General features: G+C 58.7%; 25 protein-coding genes, 1 tRNA gene and 2 pseudogenes. 14 read left to right on the forward strand and 14 right to left on the reverse strand.

Annotation, left to right across the window (positions count from 1 at the left end; genetic code table 11):
- Window positions 1–63: 63 nt before the first annotated feature.
- The 7 genes and pseudogenes from rplA to D3Y57_RS16950 all read right to left on the reverse strand — a co-directional run bounded on the left by rplA (window position 64) and on the right by D3Y57_RS16950 (window position 6,536).
- Complete coding sequence (gene rplA, locus D3Y57_RS16920) at window positions 64–756, reverse strand: 50S ribosomal protein L1 (protein WP_121154478.1); 693 nt, start codon at window positions 754–756, stop codon at window positions 64–66.
- Window positions 757–760: 4 nt separating this feature from the next.
- Window positions 761–1,192, reverse strand: coding sequence for a 50S ribosomal protein L11 (gene rplK / locus D3Y57_RS16925; protein WP_121154480.1), 432 nt, complete (start codon window positions 1,190–1,192; stop codon window positions 761–763).
- 82 nt (window positions 1,193–1,274) lie between these two features.
- Complete coding sequence (gene nusG / locus D3Y57_RS16930) at window positions 1,275–1,811, reverse strand: transcription termination/antitermination protein NusG (RefSeq protein WP_121154482.1); 537 nt, start codon at window positions 1,809–1,811, stop codon at window positions 1,275–1,277.
- Between the two features lie 9 nt (window positions 1,812–1,820).
- Window positions 1,821–2,018, reverse strand: coding sequence for a preprotein translocase subunit SecE (gene secE, locus D3Y57_RS16935; RefSeq protein WP_121154484.1), 198 nt, complete (start codon window positions 2,016–2,018; stop codon window positions 1,821–1,823).
- Between the two features lie 172 nt (window positions 2,019–2,190).
- A tRNA-Trp gene (locus D3Y57_RS16940) sits at window positions 2,191–2,266 on the reverse strand.
- Window positions 2,267–2,358: 92 nt separating this feature from the next.
- Window positions 2,359–4,704 carry a putative bifunctional diguanylate cyclase/phosphodiesterase gene (locus D3Y57_RS16945; RefSeq protein ID WP_121154486.1) on the reverse strand — a complete coding sequence of 782 codons (2,346 nt, stop codon included), beginning with the start codon at window positions 4,702–4,704 and terminating at the stop codon, window positions 2,359–2,361.
- Window positions 4,705–4,806: 102 nt separating this feature from the next.
- A pseudogene (locus D3Y57_RS16950) lies at window positions 4,807–6,536 on the reverse strand (fatty acyl-AMP ligase).
- 160 nt (window positions 6,537–6,696) lie between these two features.
- Between D3Y57_RS16950 and D3Y57_RS16955 the strand changes: the two are divergent.
- From D3Y57_RS16955 to D3Y57_RS21440, 5 genes and pseudogenes are all read left to right on the forward strand, one after another.
- A complete protein-coding gene (locus tag D3Y57_RS16955) occupies window positions 6,697–7,299 on the forward strand; it encodes a regulatory protein RecX (protein WP_239025906.1) in 603 nt (200 codons plus the stop codon).
- The gene (locus D3Y57_RS16960; protein WP_121154488.1) at window positions 7,286–7,861 is read left to right on the forward strand and encodes a cold shock domain-containing protein; all 576 of its coding nucleotides are present in this window, start codon (window positions 7,286–7,288) and stop codon (window positions 7,859–7,861) included. The genes D3Y57_RS16955 and D3Y57_RS16960 overlap by 14 nt, the downstream gene beginning before the upstream one ends.
- Window positions 7,861–8,322 carry a DUF192 domain-containing protein gene (locus D3Y57_RS16965; protein ID WP_121154490.1) on the forward strand — a complete coding sequence of 154 codons (462 nt, stop codon included), beginning with the start codon at window positions 7,861–7,863 and terminating at the stop codon, window positions 8,320–8,322. The genes D3Y57_RS16960 and D3Y57_RS16965 overlap by 1 nt, the downstream gene beginning before the upstream one ends.
- 39 nt (window positions 8,323–8,361) lie before the next feature.
- Window positions 8,362–8,757 (forward strand): NADH:ubiquinone oxidoreductase subunit NDUFA12, encoded by a 396-nt coding sequence (locus D3Y57_RS16970; RefSeq protein ID WP_121154492.1) that lies wholly within the window; start codon window positions 8,362–8,364, stop codon window positions 8,755–8,757.
- A 254-nt stretch (window positions 8,758–9,011) separates the two neighbouring features.
- Window positions 9,012–9,179 (forward strand): annotated as a pseudogene (locus D3Y57_RS21440) (DUF2155 domain-containing protein); the annotation flags it as partial.
- Window positions 9,180–9,214: 35 nt separating this feature from the next.
- Here the strand turns inward: D3Y57_RS21440 and aat are convergent.
- Genes aat through aroQ form a run of 6 tightly spaced genes read right to left on the reverse strand, consistent with a single transcriptional unit; the run spans window position 9,215 to window position 13,365 of the window.
- Entirely contained in the window at window positions 9,215–9,943 is a 729-nt protein-coding gene (gene aat, locus D3Y57_RS16980; protein WP_162987242.1) for a leucyl/phenylalanyl-tRNA--protein transferase, read from the reverse strand.
- 8 nt (window positions 9,944–9,951) lie between these two features.
- Window positions 9,952–10,692, reverse strand: coding sequence for a ParA family protein (locus tag D3Y57_RS16985; protein ID WP_121154496.1), 741 nt, complete (start codon window positions 10,690–10,692; stop codon window positions 9,952–9,954).
- Between the two features lie 38 nt (window positions 10,693–10,730).
- Window positions 10,731–11,075, reverse strand: coding sequence for an arsenate reductase (glutaredoxin) (arsC, locus tag D3Y57_RS16990; RefSeq protein ID WP_121154498.1), 345 nt, complete (start codon window positions 11,073–11,075; stop codon window positions 10,731–10,733).
- On the reverse strand, window positions 11,072–12,439 hold the full coding sequence (gene accC, locus D3Y57_RS16995) for an acetyl-CoA carboxylase biotin carboxylase subunit (protein WP_121154500.1): 1,368 nt from the start codon (window positions 12,437–12,439) through the stop codon (window positions 11,072–11,074). The genes arsC and accC overlap by 4 nt, the downstream gene beginning before the upstream one ends.
- A complete protein-coding gene (accB, locus tag D3Y57_RS17000) occupies window positions 12,439–12,903 on the reverse strand; it encodes an acetyl-CoA carboxylase biotin carboxyl carrier protein (RefSeq protein ID WP_205590079.1) in 465 nt (154 codons plus the stop codon). The genes accC and accB overlap by 1 nt, the downstream gene beginning before the upstream one ends.
- A 30-nt stretch (window positions 12,904–12,933) precedes the next feature.
- Window positions 12,934–13,365, reverse strand: a complete 432-nt coding sequence (gene aroQ / locus D3Y57_RS17005; RefSeq protein WP_121156104.1) for a type II 3-dehydroquinate dehydratase — start codon at window positions 13,363–13,365, stop codon at window positions 12,934–12,936.
- An 89-nt stretch (window positions 13,366–13,454) separates the two neighbouring features.
- Here aroQ and thiS point away from each other — a divergent pair, with 89 nt between their 5' ends.
- The gene (gene thiS / locus D3Y57_RS17010; RefSeq protein WP_121154502.1) at window positions 13,455–14,462 is read left to right on the forward strand and encodes a sulfur carrier protein ThiS; all 1,008 of its coding nucleotides are present in this window, start codon (window positions 13,455–13,457) and stop codon (window positions 14,460–14,462) included.
- A gap of 66 nt (window positions 14,463–14,528) precedes the next feature.
- Complete coding sequence (locus D3Y57_RS17015; RefSeq protein ID WP_121154504.1) at window positions 14,529–14,711, forward strand: CsbD family protein; 183 nt, start codon at window positions 14,529–14,531, stop codon at window positions 14,709–14,711.
- Between the two features lie 58 nt (window positions 14,712–14,769).
- Here the strand turns inward: D3Y57_RS17015 and D3Y57_RS17020 are convergent, their stop codons facing one another.
- The gene (locus D3Y57_RS17020) at window positions 14,770–16,422 is read right to left on the reverse strand and encodes a thiamine pyrophosphate-binding protein (RefSeq protein ID WP_239025907.1); all 1,653 of its coding nucleotides are present in this window, start codon (window positions 16,420–16,422) and stop codon (window positions 14,770–14,772) included.
- Between the two features lie 138 nt (window positions 16,423–16,560).
- Between D3Y57_RS17020 and D3Y57_RS17025 the strand changes: the two genes are divergently transcribed.
- The 7 genes from D3Y57_RS17025 to leuD all read left to right on the forward strand — a co-directional run bounded on the left by D3Y57_RS17025 (window position 16,561) and on the right by leuD (window position 22,501).
- Window positions 16,561–17,268 carry a CoA transferase subunit A gene (locus D3Y57_RS17025; protein ID WP_121156106.1) on the forward strand — a complete coding sequence of 236 codons (708 nt, stop codon included), beginning with the start codon at window positions 16,561–16,563 and terminating at the stop codon, window positions 17,266–17,268.
- Window positions 17,268–17,903 carry a 3-oxoacid CoA-transferase subunit B gene (locus D3Y57_RS17030; protein WP_121154508.1) on the forward strand — a complete coding sequence of 212 codons (636 nt, stop codon included), beginning with the start codon at window positions 17,268–17,270 and terminating at the stop codon, window positions 17,901–17,903. Before D3Y57_RS17025 ends, D3Y57_RS17030 begins: the two co-directional genes overlap by 1 nt.
- Before the next feature lie 20 nt (window positions 17,904–17,923).
- A complete protein-coding gene (locus tag D3Y57_RS17035; protein ID WP_121156108.1) occupies window positions 17,924–18,787 on the forward strand; it encodes an alpha/beta hydrolase in 864 nt (287 codons plus the stop codon).
- 63 nt (window positions 18,788–18,850) lie between these two features.
- Entirely contained in the window at window positions 18,851–19,579 is a 729-nt protein-coding gene (locus D3Y57_RS17040; protein WP_121154510.1) for a hypothetical protein, read from the forward strand.
- Window positions 19,580–19,635: 56 nt separating this feature from the next.
- Entirely contained in the window at window positions 19,636–21,078 is a 1,443-nt protein-coding gene (gene leuC, locus D3Y57_RS17045; protein ID WP_121154512.1) for a 3-isopropylmalate dehydratase large subunit, read from the forward strand.
- Window positions 21,075–21,911, forward strand: coding sequence for an N-acyl homoserine lactonase family protein (locus tag D3Y57_RS17050; protein WP_121154514.1), 837 nt, complete (start codon window positions 21,075–21,077; stop codon window positions 21,909–21,911). Before leuC ends, D3Y57_RS17050 begins: the two co-directional genes overlap by 4 nt.
- On the forward strand, window positions 21,911–22,501 hold the full coding sequence (leuD, locus tag D3Y57_RS17055; protein WP_121154516.1) for a 3-isopropylmalate dehydratase small subunit: 591 nt from the start codon (window positions 21,911–21,913) through the stop codon (window positions 22,499–22,501). Before D3Y57_RS17050 ends, leuD begins: the two co-directional genes overlap by 1 nt.
- Window position 22,502 lies beyond the last annotated feature (1 nt).

Below are 22,502 nucleotides of genomic sequence, written 5' to 3' on the forward strand. Positions count from 1 at the left end.
GCTCAAAAGAAAAGGGCCGGGGATTGCGCCCCGACCCTTAATTTTTTTGTAAGTCGCTTTGGCTTAGGCTGTGACTTCCGCCACATCGACCTTGATGCCGGGGCCCATCGTCGAGCTGAGGGCAACCTTCTGGAGGTACTTGCCCTTGGCACCCGATGGCTTCGCCTTCGTCACTGCATCGAGCAGCGCATCGAAATTCTTGCGCAGGTCGGCAGCGGTGAAACTGGCCTTGCCGATGCCCGAATGGATGATGCCGGCCTTCTCGACGCGATACTCAACCTGTCCGCCCTTGGCAGCCTTAACGGCTTCACCGACGTTCATCGTCACGGTGCCGAGCTTCGGGTTAGGCATCATGCCCTTTGGCCCGAGGATCTTACCAAGGCGACCGACGAGGCCCATCATGTCCGGCGTTGCAATGCAGCGGTCGAAATCAACCTTTCCGCCCTGAACGATTTCCAGTAGGTCTTCGGCACCGACAACGTCAGCGCCAGCAGCAGTTGCTTCATCAGCCTTCGCACCGCGTGCGAACACGCCGACGCGGACGGTCTTGCCCGTGCCGCTTGGCAGAGTGACAACGCCGCGAACCATCTGGTCTGCGTGACGCGGATCAACGCCGAGTGCGAGTGCAACTTCGATCGTTTCGTCGAACTTCGAAGTCGCGTTCGACTTTGCGAGAGCGATTGCTTCGTCGATGCCGTGCAGTTTCTCACGATCAACAGCAGCGAACGTCTTTGCTTTCTTGGTCAGCTTTGCCATGTTTTTAGCCCTCCACCACTTCGAGGCCCATTGCGCGGGCGGAGCCTTCGATGATCCGCGTGGCGGCTTCGATGTCGTTGGCGTTCAAATCTTTCATCTTGGTCTGTGCGATCTCGGTCAGCTTCGAACGAGCGATCGACCCGGCGCTGATCTTGCCCGGCTCTTTCGAACCCGACTTCAGATTGGCAGCCTTCTTGATCAAGTAGCTTGCAGGAGCAGTCTTTGTTGCGAACGAAAAGCTGCGATCTGCATAGACGGTGATCACGGTCGGGATCGGCATGCCTTTTTCGACATCGCCGGTCGACGCGTTGAACGCCTTGCAGAATTCCATGATGTTAACGCCACGCTGTCCGAGCGCAGGCCCGATTGGCGGCGATGGATTTGCAGCGCCCGCGGGCACCTGCAATTTGATATATCCGGTAATCTTTTTAGCCACTTGGTCACCCTTTCTCAGGTTTAGCGGTTCATGCGGCGGCCTGAATGGTCGCCTCCCGCATCGATATAGAAAATATTGCTACCTACTTGCTGCGCTCGACTTGCTCGAACTCCAGTTCGACCGGGGTAGCCCGGCCAAATATCGAAACCGAAACCTTGACGCGGCTGCGGTCGAAATCCAGTTCCTCGACGATGCCGTTGAAGCTCGCGAAGGGACCATCCAGAACCTTAACCGAGTCGCCGATTTCGTAATCGACCTTGATCTTGGTTTTCGGTGCGGCGGCCGCTTCTTCACGAGTGTTCAGAATGCGCGCGGCCTCGGCTTCAGAAATCGGCTGGGGCTTACCCATCGCCCCAAGGAAACCGGTGACCTTCGGCGTGTTCTTCACGAGGTGATAAACATCGTCGTTCATGCTGAGCTTTGCCAGCACATAGCCGGGGAAGAATTTCTTCTCCGACTGGATCTTCTTGCCACGACGGACTTCGGTCACGGTTTCGGTCGGAACCTCGACGGATTCGACCAGAGCCTCCAGGCCGAGGCGCGTCGCGTCGGCCATGATCGCGTCGCGAACTTTGTTCTCAAAGCCCGAATAGGCGTGGATGATATACCAGCGCGACATTCTAATCCTTTAGTCCAGGAGCTTCAGCAGTTGCTGGACGATCGCGGAGAATGCGCTGTCCAGCCCCAGGAAGAAAAGGCCAAGCACCGTGGTCATGATCACGACCATAAGTGTCGTCATCATCGTTTCGCGCGTGGTCGGCCATACGACTTTCGCCGTTTCTGCCCGAACCTGCCGGATGAATTCACCTGGTGAAACGCGTGCCACGTTGTCTAGCCTTCAAAAAACTCAAATCACGTCACCGGACAGCAACCCGGTCCCGGCTGCCCGGTTGGGGAGAGTCGCCGATGATTGCGAAGCAGCGCGCTTAGCGCCACCGAAACATTCTTGCAACCTTAGCGGCCAAGAAGAGCGCCTGAAACGCTAATAGCAAGCGAACTGGCAGGAGTGAGGGGATTCGAACCCATGACCCTCGGTTTTGGAGACCGATGCTCTACCAACTGAGCTACACTCCTGTACGCTCGGAGGGGCGCCTTTAGCCTTAGCGACGCGCGGGTGCAATCCTGTTAGAGGTCCAATCTGTTAGAAGCTCGGCCGGGTCAAAAGATCAGGCAACCGCGCGGTCGACGTCGAACAGTCGTCGCGCTTCGGGAGCAGGCATGGGCCGTCCGAATAAATAACCCTGGATCTTGCGGCAGCCAAGTTTGCGGACGGTTGCGAGTTCCTGTTCTGTTTCAACGCCCTCGGCAGTGGTTGCCATTCCAAGACTGTCGGCCATCGCGACGACTGCGCGGATGATCGCCAGCGCCTCAGGCGCATTTTTCGAGGCACCCTGAACAAAGCTGCGATCGATCTTGATCGTGTTGAACTTGGTCTTCGAAAGATAGCCAAGCGAAGAATAACCGGTCCCAAAATCGTCGAGCGCAAGCCGAACGCCAAGGGCCAGCAACTGATCGAGCACCGCCACGGCTCCAGTACCTTCGCGCATAAACACGCTTTCGGTCACTTCCAGCTCGAGGCGGTGTGCATGCAGGCGACTGTGCGAAAGTGCGGAGATTACCGACGTCACAAACCCTGGATGGCCAAGTTGTTCAGCCGACACGTTGACCGCGACCCGGATATGGTCGGGCCAGCGCATCGCTTCCTGGCAGGCAGTGCGCAACACCCACTCGCCGATCGGCCCGATCAGGCGCGCGTCCTCAGCAACCGGCACGAAGCGCGCCGGACTGACATTGCCAAGTTCAGGGTTATTCCAGCGCAGCAAGGCTTCAAAACTTTCGATCGTGCCCCCTTCGGCGCTGACGACCGGCTGATAATGGACGGTAAATTCATTGCGCTCGAGCGCTTTGCGCAGCGCAATTTCGAGCACGCGCCGTTCTTCGGCATGAACATGGAGTTGCGGTTCATAAGTATTGTGCGAGCCGCCGCCCTGATCCTTCGAACGATAAAGCGCGAGATCGGCCGAGCGGATCAGCATTTCGACGGTGCGCCCATCACGCGGGCCAACTGCGGTGCCGACGCTCGCCCCGATATACAGGGTGTGCTGGTCAACCTCATAGGGCTTGGACAGCGTTTCGATGATTTCACGCGCGATGCGGTTGAGCCGTGCGGGGTCGCTGGCGTCGCGCACGACGACACCGAATTCGTCGCCACCCAGTCGTCCGCACAATTCCTTTTCGGTCATCATACCACGGAGCCGTTCGGCTACGCGGGTTAGCAAGCGGTCGCCGATCGGATGGCCCAGCGTATCGTTGATCGCCTTAAAGCGGTCGAGATCGATCATCATGAAGGCACATTTACTGCGCCAGCGATCAGCCTCCGACATTGCCTCACCCAGCGCTTCGGTAACCTGCAATCGGTTGGGGAGGCCCGTCAGCGTGTCAAAACGCGCCATATGGTTGATCTTGTCGGCAGAGCGGCGCTGCGCGGTTACGTCGGACCCAACGCCCCGGAACCCGAGGAACGATCCGCGCTCGTCGAAACGCGGTGAAGCTGATAGTTCCCACCAGTGAATTTCGCCTCCGATAGTAACGGGCAGGATGAGATCGGAAAAACTTTCCCGCATCTTCAGCCGCTCTGCTAGTTCACGCAGGCCTGCCGAAAAATTACCGGCCTCCCATGCCGCACCAGCAAGAATCTGGAGCAAGGGCTTGGTGTCCAGCATCTCGGTATCCATACCGAGCGCGAATGCAAATCGCGGCGAAACATGGGTGAGACATTTCGATGCGTCGGTTTGCCACATCCAGTCGCCGCCCGAATCATCGAACTCGCGCAGCAACAGGCTGACGACTTCATTCTTCTCGGCAAGCGCCAGTCCAGCAGAGGCATGAATGATAAACGTCCGGCCAGCGCTGAGGCAGGCAAGTGTCATTAATGTACCGAATACTGCCGCGACATACGCAACCCACGTCAGGCCGATGCTCCACATTCCGAGCGCAAGACAGGTCGTCATCACAACGATGTAAAAGCCGGTCGCAAGCGGCAGGACCGACAGCCCGAATGCGGTGGCGGCAACCAGAGTCGTACAGACTGCCCACATCAGCAACAGGTCGGCAGGACTGCAATATCGGCTGAATAGCAGCGGTGCCGCACCCCAACTGACCGCGACAAGGGTCGACCATAAGGTCTCGCGATGAAGTTCGCTCTGGGTGGCGGTCTGCACCTGCCATTTACGATTGCGAAGCTGACCATGCGCCATCAACAGCGCGACGGTGCTACACAGCCCACCCCATCCATAAAGGAGGAGGGAAGGCGCATGTCCACGGAACATCCCGATCAGAACCGCAATTCCTAACAGGCTGATCGCGAGTCGCAACGGCGCCAGTCGCCGCGTAACGTTGACCTGAGCGGCGCGCACGCGGCCCCAATCAAATTCGTTCGGCTCAGTAAGGCCGAGGACGGTACGCCAGTCGGGAACGACGGGCGCGGTGGACGAGGGGTTGGTTCTGCTCACGCCTCATTGATAGCGCTGACTCGTTAGCGTTCAGTAACCATCGCGTTCATAAATGGGGGCTAGGCGAAAAATAAACCATGTATTGCAGGATGATCGAGAAGCTTAAGCGGCAAGAGCGTAGGGTTGGATTTCGCCCGAAAGGTACAGATTGCGCGCTTTTGCCCGGCTCAATTTTCCCGAGCTGGTGCGGGGCAGCGTACGTGGTGGCACCAATTCGATAACGCAGTTCATACCTGTAATCGAACGCACTTTTTCCCGAATGGCATCACGCAAACGGGTGCGTTCCGCATCGTCGGTCGTGCGACACTGAACCAAAACGGCAGGGGTTTCCTCGCCGCCGGGGTAGTGATGGCGAACGCGGCGATGTCACCGGACTTGAAGCCGGGCAATTGTTCGACCGCCCATTCAATGTCCTGCGGCCAATGATTCTTGCCGTTGATGATGATCATGTCCTTGGCGCGGCCGACAATATAGACATAGCCGTCAGACAAATATCCCATGTCGCCGGTGTCGAGCCAGCCATCATGCATACACGCCGCAGTTGAGACGTCGTCACGGTAATAGCCAGTCATGATGGATGGGCCGCTTGCCCATAGTTTGCCGATGGCGCGCTCGGGCAGGACGATGCCGTCTTCCTCACGGATTTCAACCTTCATGTCGCGCACGGGCTTGCCGCAATTGACGATGGCGCGAAAACGCTGCGGGCGCCCCTTGTCCTCGTCATGTCCCGAAAGTTCGGTTTCCTCGACCAGTTCGACCACAATCCCTTCGCCCGGCGGCATGATCGACACGGCCAGCGTTGCTTCGGCCAAACCATAGCTTGGCAGGAAGGCACTTGCCTGAAACCCGGCGTCGGCGAAGGCATCGACGAATGCCTGCATTACATCGGGGCGAATCATGTCAGCACCGTTGCCGGCAACCCGCCAGCGTGACAGGTCGAACCGGTCCGAAGCCTTGGTTTGTGACGACATCCGCCGCGAACAAATATCATAGCCGAACGTGGGCGAGTAACTGAGTGTTGTGCCCGGATTGCGACTGATAAGGTCGAGCCATGCCAGTGGGCGGCGGGCAAAATCCTCTGTCTTCAGATAATCGGCTGAAACCTGATTGGCGACCGGCGACAGCAGGCAACCGACGAGTCCCATGTCGTGATACCATGGCAGCCACGACACGCAGCGGTCTTCTGGCTGAAGATTCATCCCATGCGCATGAGCCGCAAGATTGTTGAGCAACGCGGCGTGCGTGACTGCGACGCCATGCGGAAAGCGCGTCGATCCGCTCGAATATTGGAGGTACGCAATGTCCTGAGTGTTGGCCACGGGAAGATCGACCGCAGGTGCAGGGCGGGCGGAGAAGCTTTCCCAGTCCAGCGCGGTTGTTTTCGCCAGTTTAGCTGCGTCTGCGGCCATCGAACCCAGTTCGACGGGGTGAAACAGCAATAGCGGATCGGAGCTTTTTATTTGCACCGCAAGTTGATCGACATAGGCATCCCGCCCGCCGAAGGAAGTCGGCAATGGCAACGGGATGGGCCATGCGCCCGCATAGACGCAGCCGAAAAACAGCGCGGCAAAGTCGCGGCCTGTCTCGGCGATCAGGGCTACGCGATCACCCGGGGCTACACCCTGAGCGATCAGGCGATAAGCCATAGCCAGCGCATCTTCGCGTAGGTCTGAATAAGGATAGGGATGCGCAAGCTTGCCGCGCGGATCGTGGAAATTCAGACCTCGCTGACCCTGCGCCGCGTAATCGAGCGCCTCGCCCAGCGTCGCAAAATCAGAGAATCGGCGCGGTTGCTCATCGCTCGAGGCGGTTGGCGCCAGTGCGTCCGGCAATGTCTTGTCTTCAGCGGCGTCAAGCACCCGATTACTCCGTGTTCGATCCGTACGCCATAATCATCGGCGGCAGATTCATCTTCGTTTAACGCAAACCCTGCGTTCTAAATCCGTCCTGACTGTGGCACAAACGTGGCGCATGAAGCCGCACAAGCGTTCTGTGACCCGATCGCCGCTCGATGCCGAGGCATTGAACCGCTTCGCCCTGGCCTATGTCGGGCGCTATGCGACGACGCGCGCAAAGCTGGCAACCTATCTTTCGCGCAAAATTCGCGAGCGTGGCTGGTCAGGTGACGAGTCGCCGCCGATCGAGGCGGTCGTGGCGCGATTTGTCGAAGCTGGATACGTCGATGACGCCGTTTTTGCAGCGGCGCGAAGCGGTACGCTGACCCGGCGGGGCTTCGGATCGCGACGTATCGGACAGGCGCTTTCAGCCGATGGGATCGACCGCGACCTTGCGGCATCGTTCGACCATGATGAACAAGCCGCCTTTGTTGCGGCTGAAACTTTTGCCAGACGCCGCAGAATCGGGCCCTTCTCCCAAGTTGTCGCCGACGACGCAGCCCGTCGCAAGGCGCTGTCTGCAATGGTGCGGGAGGGCATGGCTTTGCCCTCGCGCGGCGTTTTGTCGATGCGTTGCCCGGCGAAATCCCGGATCGGGAAGATCGTTGAACCTCAACAACATATTCTGGTCGAATTAGGCTACATCCGTGTTACGATGTCCGCCGCAACCCCGGGGGCTGAGGTGCATGAGTGCTTTTGAGAGAGACAGTGCCGGTGATTTTGCGGCACTGAACGACGACGATGTAACAGGTGCACCATCAGGTGATCGCTTTCAGGGCGTCGTTAAATGGTTTGATGCCACGCGCGGGTTCGGTTTTGTTGAGACCGGTGTCGGCGATATTCTCGTCCACTTTTCGCTATTGCGCGACCACGGTCGCCGCATGCTGCCAGAGGGGGCTGGCGTCGTTTGCCTTGCAGTATCAGGAGTGCGTGGCCTTCAGGCGACGCGGATTCTTGAAATAGATTTGTCGACGGCCATTGGTCCCGATGCCGATCTGCTGGCGGCGAGTCGGCTGCAGCGACCCGACCCTCATGCTCTGATCGAGATGGCGGGCGATTTCGAACCCGTTGTCGTCAAATGGTTTAATCGACTGAAAGGCTATGGTTTCGTCGTGCGGCCGGGCCAGCCAGGGGACATTTTCATTCATATGGAAACGTTGCGCAGGGCTGGGCTTGTCGAGGTTGAACCCGATCAGCCCTTGCGCGTTCGTATCGCGACGGGTGACAAGGGGCCGTTGGCAGTCGAAGTGGAACCGGTTTGATGCGTGGTAAAGTTTTATTCGCAACCCTGATCGCACTCGCGGTTTCAACTGGCGGCGATGCTCGAACGGCAACAACGCGAGTCGCAAAAGTTGCGATAATCCCGCTGGTAATAAAGTCGGCACATGGCATGAATCGGTTTAAAGTCGAGGTCGCCCACACGTCGGAGGAACAAGAGCGCGGCCTAATGTTTCGCCCACATATTGCTCCCGATGGTGGAATGATCTTTCCGATGAACCCAGCGCGTATGGCCAGCTTCTGGATGAAAAACACGGTATCGTCGCTCGATATCGTGTTTATCAGGCCTGACCGGACGATCGCGCGGATTGCTGCAAACGCCGTTCCCTATTCGCTCGAGCCTATCGATTCGGGCGAGCCTGTGTCGGCGGTCCTCGAAATCGCGGGCGGGAGAGCGGCTGAATTGGGTATTTCCGCAAACGATAAGGTGAGTTGGGCTCACTAGCCGTTGCGCCCGCGCGCTCTCGCGCCTAATCGGCAAATCATGGGCATTCTCGGCAAGATATTCACCTGGTGGGATGGCGCGACCATCGGCACGTCGATCGCGCTAAGGAGCGCAAAGCGCGTTGGCGAGGATGGCCTCGGCAATATTTATTACACGGGTAAAGCGCTTCCCGACGGTCGTTTGCGCCGTTCGGTGATCTATGTCGGGGCGAACGACGCCAGCAGGGTGCCGCCCGAATGGCACGCCTGGCTTCATCACAGCATTGATGATTTGCCCGACGACAGCTTACCGCCGGTTCGCCGCTGGGAAAAAGAGGGGAAGGCCAATCTGACCGGAACCGCCGATGCTTATCGCCCAGCCGGAGCGCTCGAAAAGGGCGGTAAACGTGCAGCAGCAACGGGCGATTACGAAGCATGGAGCCCCGACGCGGCATGAATCGCTGGGCGGTCGGCGGAATTCTTGCGGTTGTCGGTCTCGCGGCGGCTGCGCCTGCGATTCAGAATGTTGTCGAGGGACCAACAAGTGGCCCTCCGATCGCTGCTGACAATCTGAGTGTTCAGGCTCCGCTGGTCCCTCACGTGGCCCCCAAGCCGTCTCCCGCTGAAATTCGCGCCGCAACACCGATGGCGGAACGAGTCGCGACGATCGGCATATTGAACAAGCGGAACGGCCTGTCCCGCGATCTGAAGATGCGCCCCGGCGATGCCGTCCACATCGGCGACGCTGTTGTGCGCCTGAAAGCGTGCGACCAGACGGAGCCTTGGGAAAAAGACCAGCTTACCGGCGCATTCGTCCAGTTGATCGTTCACGGTGCCGACGACAAATGGCGCAAAGTTTTCTCGGGCTGGCTTTTCAAAGAATCGCCGTCGCTGAACGTCGTCCAGCATCCGATCTACGATGTGTGGGTCAAGGCCTGTACGATGCGCCATCCCGACGTTGGTCCGAATACGGTGGTGCTTTCGGGTGAAGGCGCGGGCGAGGGTGGAAAATCGAAAGCGCGGAAATCCGCACCTGCCGACAAGCCTGCTGAGGAACCAGATCCAGTCCCTCCGATCGCAGCGCCCAGTAACGCCATATAAGCGTCGCGGCTAATCTCCACTGCGCCAAGCGAGTGGAGATGGTCAGTCATGAACTGGCAGTCGAGCAGCCTGAACCCGCCGATTTTCAATCGTGCGACAAGATGCGCTAGCGCGACCTTTGAGGCATCGGTCGCGCGACTGACCATCGATTCGCCAAAGAATGCATTGCCGAGCGATATCCCGTACAGACCGCCGACAAGTTTACCATCTAACCATGTTTCGATCGAATGTGCGTGTCCCGCCGTGTGCAATTCGTCCACGGCATGGGCTATTTGGTGGTTGATCCATGTCTCGGGTCGGTTGCCTACGGACTCCGCACAGAGTTCGACAATCTCCCCAAATGCCTGATTGGCCGTCGTTTTGAAGCGTTCCGACAGCAACGTCTTCTTCAGTGACCGCGAGAGATGAAATCCGTCGAGCGGCAGCACCGCCCGCTCCTTCGGCTCAACCCAATAGACCGACGGCGCATCGGCACTGTCGGCCATCGGAAACACGCCAACCGAATAGGCACGCAAAAGTAGTTGTGGATCGAGCGGCGGAATCCGCTTTGTCACCGGTCCTTTACACGCGCCAGTTTGCGCTCGATGCCCGTCCATAACGACGCAAATGCCTCACCTGCGGGCGAACGCGCGGCATAGCTTCCGATGGGCGCGCGGTGAACGGTCATCTGCTCGACGGCGCTTGCCATTGGGATCACCGGCCAGTCGGGATTGTCCTCGATTGCCTCGCGGTGAAGCGCGCGCCTGCGGTCGACCATCGAAAATACCGGAAGGATTGGCGCATGGCCGCCGTTCTCACGGTCCAGATAGGCAATTACGTCGTCCAGCGCGCGGCGCGAGAGAGGAGAGGGGATGACCGGCACGAGGATCAAATCAGCTGCGCGCATTACCTGCTCGCTGGTTTCGGTCAGGCCCGGCGGGCAGTCGAGGATGATGCGGTCATAGGTTTTCTCGAGTCCCTCCAGCAGTTTGGCGAGCCGCTTTCGCTTGCCGAGGGAAAAGAAGAAATGATCCAGACTGCGTAGCGATGTATCGGCGGGCAACAAATCGAGCCGCTCGATCGCCGTTGGCGAAATCAGCGCGGCCGGCGCCAGATCCTTTGCAAAGACAGCTTGAGCGGCATCCTTGCCGCGACTGTCGCCGCCAAGCAGCCAACTGGAGGCCGCCTGTGGGTCGAGATCCCAGAGCAATGTCCTGCGTGACGATTGAGTGGCGGACGACCAGGCCAGATTGACTGACATCGTGGTTTTGCCCACTCCGCCTTTCAGACTGTAAATCGCAATTGTCGCCATCCGCACATCCTAGCGCGCGGACAGCGGTTTAGCGAGTGCTAGAGAATTTCCTGCACCAGATCCTGTGGACGGCACAGGCGCACACCCTTACTGGTTTCGACCAGTGGACGTTCGATCAGGGCCGGGTTAGCCGCCATCGCATCCAGGATCGTGTCATCATCGGCATCGAGCAAGCCTAGCTCTTCGGCATTGGTCCCACGAACCCGAAGCCCCTGGCGCGGTGTGATACTGGCTCGAGCATAAAGCCCGGCCAACCGTTCGCGCGAAGGCGGCGTTTTCAGATATTCAATGACCTCGACTTCAACACCTGTAGTTTCTTGCAGGATCGCCAGTGTCTTGCGTGATGTCCCACACGCAGGATTGTGAAAAATCGTCGCCTTCACTTGATGCTTTCAGTCGCTGCGTCGGTCGCCAGCCATTCCTCGAGCCATTTGATCGAATAATCGCCGTTCTGGATGTCACGTTGTTGCAAAAGCGCCTGATGCAGCGGAATCGTGGTTTTCACACCCTCGATCACCGTCTCCTCCAGCGCACGCCGCAGCCGCATGATACAGCCTTCGCGGGTGCGGCCATAGACGATCAGCTTGGCGATCATGCTGTCATAATAAGGCGGTATTTTATAGCCAGCATACAGTCCACTATCCATACGGACGTGCATTCCGCCCGCCGCGTGATAGGCCTTTACCAGCCCTGGCGACGGCGCAAATGTGCGTGGGTCTTCGGCGTTGATCCGGCACTCGATTGCATGACCCGAAAACACGATTTCGTCCTGCGTGACCGACAGCGGTAGGCCCTCGGCAATACGGATCTGTTCGCGCACAAGGTCGACGCCCGTGATCATCTCGGTCACGGGATGCTCGACCTGAAGGCGGGTGTTCATTTCGATGAAATAGAACTCACCGTCTTCCCACAGAAACTCGATCGTTCCCGCGCCGCGATAGCCCATGTCGGCCATTGCTTTCGACACGATACCACCCATGCGCATCCGTTCGGCCGTCGTGATGACGGGCGAGGGAGCTTCCTCAAGCACTTTCTGGTGGCGGCGCTGCAACGAACAATCGCGCTCGCCAAGGTGGATTGCGTTGCCTTTGCCATCGCCGAACACCTGAAATTCGATGTGGCGCGGATTGCCGAGGTATTTCTCGATATAGACCGTGGCGTCGCCGAACGCTGCTTTGGCTTCGGTGCCCGCTTGGCTCATTAGCGTTTCGAGGTCTTCCTCGCGCGTGACGACTTTCATGCCGCGACCACCGCCGCCGCTCGCCGCTTTGACGATGACCGGATAGCCGATTTCAGCCGCAATCTTTCGCGCTTCTACCGGGTCAGAAACTGCGCCGTCGGACCCCGGAACCAGCGGCATACCAAGAGCGCCAGCGGTTCGTTTGGCTTCAACCTTGTCGCCCATCGTCCGGATATGTTCAGGCTTCGGCCCAACGAAGATAATGCCGTGTTCTTCGACAATATCGGCAAAGCGCGCGTTTTCGCTGAGGAAGCCATAGCCCGGATGGATCGCGTCCGCGCCCGAAATTTCTGCGGCAGAGATGATCGCGGGAACGTTCAGATAGCTGTCGGTTGCCGATGGCGGTCCGATGCAGATCGCCTCATCAGCAAGCCGTACGTGCATCGCATCGCTGTCTGCGGTGGAGTGCACCGCAACCGTCTTGATGCCCATTTCATGGCAAGCACGGTGGATACGCAGCGCAATTTCGCCCCGGTTTGCGATCAGCAGTTTTTCGATTGCCGCCATTATTCGATAACAATCAGGGGTTGGTCATATTCGACAGGCTGGCCGTTCTGGACGCAGACGCGCGATACCTTGCCGGATTTCGTCGCCAGAATCGGGTTCATCACCTTCATAGCTTCGATGATGACAAGCGTCTGGCCTTCGCTGACGGTGTCGCCAACGCCGGCAAATGGTTTTGCACCGGGTTCGGACGACAGGTAAACTGTGCCGACCATTGGTGATTTGATCGCATTGGCATTGTCAGAGGCCCCGGGAGCCTCGGCAACCGCTGGAACCGCCAAAGGCGCAACGGCGGTTGCCGCAGCAGCAGGAGCCGCCTGCGCTGCAACAGTAACCGTGCGGGCAACACGAATGCGCCGTTCGCCATCCTGAACTTCGATTTCAGTAAGCTTGTTTTCATCGAGCAGCTCGGCGAGCTGACGGACTAGCGCGGCGTCGACCTGCATCGCGCTGGATTTATCGGTCATGAGACCCCCTGTTGATTTTCCTGCCAAATGTCAGAGCTTGGCCGCCGCGTCCAGCGCCAGCAGATAAGAATGCGCACCAAACCCGGCAATACTACCCTTTGCGGCCATACCGACAAAGCTCTTATGGCGAAATGTTTCCCTCGTATGCGGATTCGAAAGATGCACCTCGATTACCGGTACTGTTATCGCCTTGATCGCATCGTACAACGCCACCGACGTATGCGTGAGCGCGCCTGCGTTCAGCAACACAGCCTTCGCATTCGTTGCTGCGGCTTCGTGCAGCCAGTCCACCAGATGCCCTTCGTGGCTCGACTGGCGAAAATCAATTTCCAAACCCAGCCCGCGAGCCCGCTTGTCGAGCATACCGGCAATGTCATCGAGCGTGTCTGAACCGTAAATCTCCGGCTCTCGCGTGCCGAGCATATTCAGATTTGGGCCGTTCAGAACGAATATCGTCGGCAAGGTATCGGACCTCGTTTGGTCGCTGGCGGTTGTCGCGAGCGAGAGCACCCCCCTATATGCGTGTCATCCAACACACGCAAAGGCAGGCAATGACCGCAGACGGCACGATCAGTATCCGCGTCAATGGTGAACACCGCAGGGTTTTTTCTGACATTAGTTTTGCAGACCTCGCGAACGAACTTGGCCTCGATCCATTGCGGGTCGCGGTGGAGCGCAATCTGGAAATCGTGCCGCGTTCGACGCTGGCTGATGTGAAGGTCGAGGATGGTGACGAAATCGAGATCGTGCACTTCGTTGGCGGTGGCGATCATGATGCACCTGGCGACTTGGCCGATAGCTGGACGGTCGCGGGGCGAACCTTCAATTCGCGACTGATCATCGGCACCGGCAAATATAAGGACTACGCGCAAAACGCTGCTGCCGTCGCTGCTTCGGGTGCGGAGATCGTGACCGTGGCGGTGCGGCGGGTGAATATTTCGGACCGCAATGCGCCGATGCTGACCGACTTTATCGACCCGAAAAAGATTACCTACCTGCCCAACACCGCAGGCTGCTTCACGGCCGACGACGCCATCCGCACGCTGCGGCTGGCGCGCGAGGCTGGCGGTTGGGATCTGGTGAAGCTTGAAGTTCTGGGTGAGGCCAAGACCCTTTATCCCGACATGATCGAAACGCTGCGCGCGACGGAGGTTCTTGTGAAGGAGGGCTTTCTGCCGATGGTTTATTGTTCCGACGATCCGATCATGGCGAAGCGGTTAGAGGAGGCGGGTGCTGTCGCGATTATGCCTTTGGGTGCGCCGATTGGGTCGGGACTGGGGTTGCAGAATCAGGTGATGATCCGGTTGATCGTTGAGGGTGCGAATGTGCCGGTGCTGGTCGATGCCGGTGTAGGAACGGCGTCCGATGCGGCGGTCGCGATGGAACTGGGTTGCGATGGCGTCTTGATGAACACCGCGATTGCCGAGGCTAAAAATCCGGCGATGATGGCTGCGGCTATGAAGGCTGCCACGCAGGCGGGACGAATGGCCTATCTTGCCGGGCGGATGGGCAAGCGGCGTTATGCGGACCCGTCGTCGCCACTCGCAGGACTTATTTAGGGAACCCGATCGGAGGACCATCGTTATAATTCTGGAGCATCTAATTACTTCAGAAGGAGAATTTTGATGGGTGAATTTACAGATAAGGTCAAAGGCCACGCCAACGAAATCGCTGGTAAAGCCAAGCGCGCCATTGGCGAAGCAACCGATAATGAGAAGCTGGTAGCGGAAGGCGATGCGCAGGAAGCCAAGGGCGATCTGCAAAAAGGCATCGGTGCCGTGAAGGGTGCGTTCAACGACAAGATCTAAGCTGCTTGTTGCTTGAGCGATTGGGCCGCCTCGGGGAACCGGGGCGGCCCATTTCGTTTTAGCGATTTCGCAAAGCCGTAATCGTCGTTCCCGCCGAAATCCGTTCGACATCGGTTTTCAAATGTAACAGCCGAACTCCGGTCTGGGACAGTGCGCGATCGAGTGCGGGAGCAAAGTCGGCTGTTGCTTCTACAGTTTCGGCCCAGCCACCATAAGCGCGTGCCAGTGCCGCAAAATCGGGGTTTTTTAGCGACGTTCCGCTCAATCTGGTTGGATATTCGCGCTCCTGGTGCATCCTAATGGTGCCGTAAGCACCGTTATCGATGACTAACACGAGCATATCGCAGCCATATTGCACGGCTGTCGCCAATTCCTGACCGTTCATCATGAAATCGCCATCGCCCGCCAAGGCAACAACCTTGCGTGTCGGATGTCGCAAACCTGCGGCGACGGCTGCGGGCACGCCGTATCCCATTGCCCCAGCGGTAGGTGCCAACTGACAGCTTGGTCCGGCATAGTGCCAATATCGGTGCCACCAGCTCGAAAAATTACCGGCTCCGTTGCAGATGAAGGTGTCGGTCGGCAGGCGTTCGCGCATCGCGGCGACGCACTGGCCGAGGTCGAGCGGCGTATCGAACGACAAGGGAGTCGCCCAGGCCAACCATTCGGCATGAGCATCCGTCCCGTCGATGAATTCCAGTATATCCTGTTCCCACAAAGCCGCCCCTTCCGAAAATTCACGCATATCGGCGCAAATGCTGAGATCGGTTCGGTAAACCCGCCCCAGTTCATTAGGGTCAGGGTGGACATGGACCAGTATTTGCCCCGGATGGTCGGGCGTAATCAACGTGTAGCCATCGGTTGTCGCTTCACCGAGTCTCGCGCCCACGGCAATCACCAGATCGGCCGCCTTTACGCGCTCGACCAGCTTGGGATTTGGCCCATAGCCCAGGTTCCCCGCATAGACCGGGCAGTCATTGGCAATCGCATCCTGCCGCCTGAAAGCCGTCGCCACCGGAAGTCCAATGCTCGCCGCAAATTCAGCAAAATAATGTGCTGAGGCAGCGTCCCACCCGGCACCGCCGACGATCGCGATCGGGTCGCAGGCGTCTTTGAGCAATGCCATCAATGCGCCCATCGCTTCTGAACACACTGGCTGAACGACCGGCAAAACGCGTGGACGATCCACCGCTTCGATAACATCGCGCAACATATCCTCGGGCAGAGCTAGCACCACCGGCCCCGGACGTCCTGACATCGCCACGGCATAGGCCCGCGCAATATATTCGGGAATGCGCGCCGCGTCGTCGATTCGGCTGGCCCATTTGCACAGCGGCGCGAACATCGCGGTGAAATCGACTTCCTGAAACCCCTCCCGATCGCGGTCGCCGCGTGCAACGTCGCCGATAAACAGGATCATCGGCTGCGAATCCTGCATCGCGACATGAACGCCGATGCTGGCATTGGTCGCACCGGGACCGCGTGTCACGAAGGCGACGCCGGGTCGCCCGGTCATTGTTCCGTCGGCGCAGGCCATGAATCCGACGCCCCCTTCCTGACGACAGATCACGGTCTGAATTTCGGGAGTGTCATGAAGGGCATCGAGTACCGCGAGAAACGATTCTCCGGGTACGGTGAATATGCGATCGCAACCTTGCAACAGCAACTGATCGACCAGAATGCGTCCACCTGTACGTAAAGATTGGCTCACAAAAACTCCGTGTTTCATGACTGCGTGACAGGCTGCACTTCTCTCACGGCCGATGCAATGACGACAAGCCGGTCCGTCCAGCATTGCCCCATGAAATTACAGCGTTTAAGCGCGGTTCAACTGGAGGATCGGCATAATATGAAGAAGCTTTATCCCGACGCGAAATCAGCGCTCGAAGGTTTGCTGCACGACGGTATGATGATCTGTTGCGGCGGTTTCGGCCTCTCTGGAATGCCCGAACGCCTGATCGATGCGCTTGAGGCCTCGGGGGTCAAGGATCTGACCATTGCTGCGAACAATGCGGGCGTCGATGGCGTGGGCCTCGGCAAGCTGTTGCGCTCGCGTCAGGTAAAGAAAATGATCTCCTCCTATGTGGGTGAGAACAAGGAATTCGAACGCCAGTATCTGAGCGGCGAACTCGAAGTGGAATTCTGCCCGCAGGGTACGTTGGCTGAGCGTTGCCGGGCAGGGGGCGCTGGCATCCCCGGTTTCTACACCAAGACCGGCGTCGGCACGCTGGTGGCGGAGGGCAAGGAAGTGAAGAATTTTGACGGCGAGGATTATATCCTCGAACGCGGGATCGTCGCGGATCTGTCGATCATCAAGGGCTGGAAAGCCGATGAAGCGGGTAATCTCATCTTTCGCAAGACCGCCCGCAATTTCAACCAGCCAATGGCAACTGCCAGCCACAACACGGTTGCCGAAGTCGAAGAGATCGTGCCGGTCGGGAGCCTCGACCCCGATAGCATCCATGTCCCCGGCATTTATATTAAACGCCTGATCTGTGGCGCGCCTTATGAAAAGCGGATCGAGTTCCGAACCGTCCGCGAAAGGGAGTCCGCATAATGGCATGGACCCGCGATGAGATGGCCGCGCGCGCGGCTCGTGAACTAAAGGACGGTTATTACGTCAATCTCGGCATCGGTATTCCGACGTTGGTTGCGAACCATATTCCGGCGGGCGTCGAAGTGACGCTCCAGTCCGAAAACGGGATGCTCGGTATCGGGCCGTTTCCCTATGACGAGGACGTCGATGCCGATTTGATCAATGCGGGCAAGCAAACGATCAGCGAACTGCCGTCATCGTCCTACTTCAGCTCGTCGGACAGCTTTGCCATGATCCGTGGCGGGCATATCGACCTGACAGTGCTGGGCGCGATGGAAGTTGCCGAGAATGGCGACATCGCCAACTGGATGATTCCCGGCAAGATGATCAAGGGCATGGGCGGCGCGATGGATCTGGTCGCGGGCGTCAAGAAAATCATCGTCGTCATGGAGCACAACGCCAAGGACGGCAGTGCGAAGTTCATTCCGGCGTGCACCCTGCCGCTGACCGGCAAGAATGTCGTCGACATGATAATCACCGACCTCGCCGTGTTCGCGAGGCTCGATCATGACAGCCCATTCAAATTGATTGAGATGGCGCCGGGCGTGACTGCTGACGAGATCGACGCAAAAACCACGGCCCAGTTCGTTCGGTGAAACTGCCCCGGTTGGTCGTCATGGCGGTCGCTTCCCTGCTGTCCGCCTGTTCGCCTCCAGGTATGCTGAATGCCCTTGACCGCGGTTATGGGTCTTCGGGAGCAGGGCGCGTTGCGTCGGCGGTTGCTTTTGGGACGCACGGGCAAACTCTCGACGTCTGGCGTCCTGTCGATAACGTAACCACGCTGCGTCCGGTGGTGATCTTTTGGTATGGCGGCGGCTGGGTTAATGGCACGCGTCAGGACTATGGTTTTGCGGCGCGTGCTTTTGCTTCCAAGGGGTTCGTGGTCGTCGTTCCCGACTATCGCAAAGTTCCAGACATACATTTTCCGGCCATGCTTCAGGATGGAGCGGAGGCAGTCCGCTGGACGCGTGACAATGTTGCCAAATTCGGTGGTGATCCTGCCCGAATCGCATTCGCGGGACATTCGGCGGGTGCCTATACGGTTGCGATGCTGACGCTCGATAGGCGCTGGTTGAAAGCGGAAGGCGTTGATCCACGCATCGTGAAAGCGGCGGTCGGCCTTTGCGGTCCCTATGACTTTTACCCTTTCACGGGCCGGGCGATCGAGGCGATGAGCCTGTGGCCGCGTCCGATGGAGACTCAGCCGATCAATTTCGTGCGTCCCGATGCGCCACCCATGTTGTTGGTGACGGCCACCAAAGACACTCAGGTTCGCCCACGTAACGCAATCAACCTGGCGGCTGCTTTGAAAAAAGTCGGCGCTCCGGTGGTCCTTCGTGATTACCAGGGACTCACGCACGAGCAAGTCGTGATGGCACTTTCGCGTCCGTTTCGCGGAAAGGGACCGGTGCTGGCCGATAGCGTTGCATTCATTCAGGGGGCGCTCTCTCGGTCGGTATCGCCAGAGCCTGCAAAATAAGTTATACTTCGCCGACTGGTTAACAGGCCAGCAGGTCGCATCATTTCTTTCCGGAGAGTATTGATGGCGACTGTTCTCGTTTCCCGACCGCTTACCGCAGAACGATGGTTCTACCTTGGCATGGCCGGGACGATATTGATCGTGGTCTTTGCCGGCTTCGCGCCCAGTTTTTATCTTCGTGGTGTGATCGCACCGCGCATTGAAATGCATCCGATGACCCCCCTGGTGATCGCGCACGGGCTGCTGTTCACGAGCTGGGTGCTATTATTTGCCACGCAGGTCGGCCTTATTTCGGCCGATCGTCGCGATTTGCATCGGATCCTTGGCAAGGCTGGCTTTGTTCTCGTCATATTGATGCCGATCGTCGGTGCACTTGCCGCGCTGAATGGCGTTGCGCGTCATGCGGGACCGCCGCAATTTGCGCCGCTTGCGTGGCTCGCAGTCCCGCTGCTGGATGTGCCGGTGTTTACCACGCTGATCGCGGCCGCTCTTTATCATCGCCGCTCGGCGCAGAAGCATAAACGATTGATGCTCATTGCGACGATCGGGATGCTGATGCCGGCGATGGGCAGACTGTTATTGCCCATTCCGTTTCCCGCAGTGATTGCGGCGACGTATGGCATCATGCTCGGCGCGCTCATCGTCTGGGATATCAAGTCACAGGGGAAGATTCACGTGGCAACGCGCTGGGGTGGATCGTTTCTGATCGCATCATGGATATTCCGGCTGTCGATCATGCAAACCGCCACCTGGCTCGCTTTCGCGGGTTGGGCGCAGAGCTTTGTCGTCTGACGGGCATAGTGTGTGGTCATCTAGCAAAACGCAGAACTCCACGCTAACGGAACGGCATGGCCAGCAGACCCCGCACGCTTTACGAAAAAATCTGGGACGATCACGTTGTCGAACGTCGTCCCGATGGCACTTGCCTGATCTATATCGACCGCCACCTTGTGCATGAGGTGACGAGTCCGCAGGCATTCGAGGGGCTCCGACTTGCCGGGCGACCGGTGCGTCGCCCCGACCTGACACTGGCGGTGCCCGACCATAATCTGCCGACGACGCCGCGCGTTGGGGCGGACGGCAAACGGTTGCCGATCGCCGATCCTGAAAGCGCGCTGCAACTCGCCACGCTTGAGGCCAATGTGGCCGAATTCGGTGTTCCCTATATCGACGCGGTTGCCGCGGCTCAGGGCATTGTTCACGTCGTCGGTCCCGAACAGGGCTTTACGCTGCCGGGCACCACGCTTGTCTGCGGGGACAGCCATACGGCTGCTCACGGGGCGCTGGGGGCGTTGGCATTCGGTATCGGTACCAGCGAAGTCGAACACGTCCTCGCGACGCAAACGCTGCAACTGTCACCGTCGAAAACGATGGAAGTGCGCGTCGATGGCACGCTGGGCTTTGGCATTAGCGCCAAGGATGTCGTGCTGGCGATCATCGGCAAGATCGGCGCTGCTGGCGGCACCGGCTATGTCATTGAATTTACGGGTTCGGTCATTCGTGATCTGAGCATCGAAGGTCGCCTGACCGTTAGTAACATGGCGATAGAAGGCGGCGCGCGTTCGGGCCTGATCGCACCCGATGAAAAGACATATGCCTATTTAAAGGGCCGTCCGATGGCGCCGCAGGGGGCCGATTGGGATGCTGCGCTTGCCTATTGGAAGACGCTGCCGACCGATGCGGGCGCGACTTACGACCGGACGATCATCCTCGATGCAGCGGACATCGTGCCGAATGTGACATGGGGCACCAGTCCCGAAGACGTCGTGGCGATCAACGGCATCGTTCCCGACCCGATGAGCTTTGCTGATCCGGGCAAGCAGGAGGCCGCCGCGAAATCGCTGGCCTATATGGGGCTGACCGCCGGGATGCCGATGTCCGACGTCACGGTGCAGAACATCTTTATCGGCAGTTGCACGAACAGCCGGATCGAAGACTTGCGCGCCGCCGCCGCCGTGCTGAAGGGCCATCACAAGGCCGACAGCGTAAAATGGGCGATCGTCGTGCCGGGGTCTGGGCTGGTGAAGCGTCAGGCCGAGGACGAGGGGCTGGACAAAATCTTTATCGATGCTGGCATGGAATGGCGGGAACCGGGTTGTTCGGCCTGTCTCGGGATGAACCCGGACAAGGTTCCGCCGGGCGAACGCTGCGCATCGACCAGCAACCGTAACTTCGTTGGCCGACAGGGACCGGGCGCGCGTACGCATCTGGTGTCACCGGCAATGGCGGCTGCGGCTGCGATAACGGGGCGTCTGACCGATGTTCGCGATTTGATGGAGAGTGCAGTTTGACGCGTTTTGCAAAACTGATCGCGGTCGCCGCCGGGTTGCTTTCCGCAACGTCGGCGATTGCTGCTCCTGCCACCGCCGACAAGCTGTGGCGGCTCGATTGCGGGACGGTGCATGTGAATGTGCTGAACGCGTTTTCCGACACGCAATCCTATCCGGGGCAGGCGCGTGATCTCGCCGCGAGTTGCTATCTGATCAAGCATGGCGCGACTTATATGCTGTGGGATACTGGCCTGCCGCTTGCCATGAAAGGCGCGCCGGACGACAGGACGAAGCCAATGAGCCCGACGCTGCGCCTGTCCATTACCGAACAACTGGCGACGATCGGCGTGAAGCCTGAGCAAGTGACGATGGTCGGTATTAGCCATTATCATTTCGATCACACTGGTCAGGCTGCGGACTTCGCGAAGGCAAAGCTGTTTATTGGGCAAGGCGATTATGACGCGCTGAAACAGGGCGGTAGTGGTGCCGATGCCAGGCCGCTGGCACCGTGGTTCGGTGGCGGGTCACCGATCGAGGGCGTTTCGGGCGACAAGGATTTGTTCGGTGACGGTAGCGTTACGATGATCGACCTGCCGGGGCATACGCCGGGCCATCACGGGCTGCTCATCAACCTTGCCAAAACCGGGCCGGTTTTGCTGTCGGGCGACGTCGCGCATTTCCATGAAAATCTCGACAGCAATGGCGTGCCGGGCTTCAATACGAGCCGCGCCGAATCGCTGGCATCGATGGACCGATTCCGCAAACTTGCTGCCTCGCTGAAGGCAATTCCGGTAATCCAGCACGATTCACGCGACATCGCAAAGCTGCCCGCCTTTCCAGCGGCAGCCGACTGATGGAATCCGTCACGACAATCGACGGCCTCGCCTATCCGTTCGGCCGGAAGAACGTAGACACCGACGTCATTATCCCGGCGAAGTGGCTAAAGACAGTCACTCGTTCCGGCCTTGGCAAAGGTGCATTCGAAACTGTCCGTGCCGAAACGGGCAATGTGTTCGACGATCCCGAATATGCCGGGGCACCGATCATCATCGCTGGTGATAATTTCGGTTGCGGATCGAGCCGCGAGCACGCCGCATGGGCGTTGAACGATATGGGCGTGAAAGCGGTTATAGCACCGTCCTTCTCCGACATTTTCTCAGGCAATGCTTATAAGAACGGCATCCTGGCGGTCGTCCTGCCCCAAGCTGCAATCGACCGCCTGATGGAGGTCGCAAAAACCGACCCGATCCATATCGATCTGGAAGCGCAGTCGGTTACGACGCGATTTCAGGATCGCTTCGTATTCAAGATTGATTCGTTTCGGAAGCAATGTTTGCTCAATGGCACCGATGAGATCGGATTGACTCTGGTATCGTCGGGAAAAATCGCGAAATATGAGGATATTGCGGACGGCGTCAGGCCGTGGCTGCGCCGAAAGGGTTAAA

The sequence above is a fragment of the Sphingomonas paeninsulae genome, assembly GCF_003660165.1.
GTDB classification, from domain to species: domain Bacteria; phylum Pseudomonadota; class Alphaproteobacteria; order Sphingomonadales; family Sphingomonadaceae; genus Sphingomonas_O; species Sphingomonas_O paeninsulae.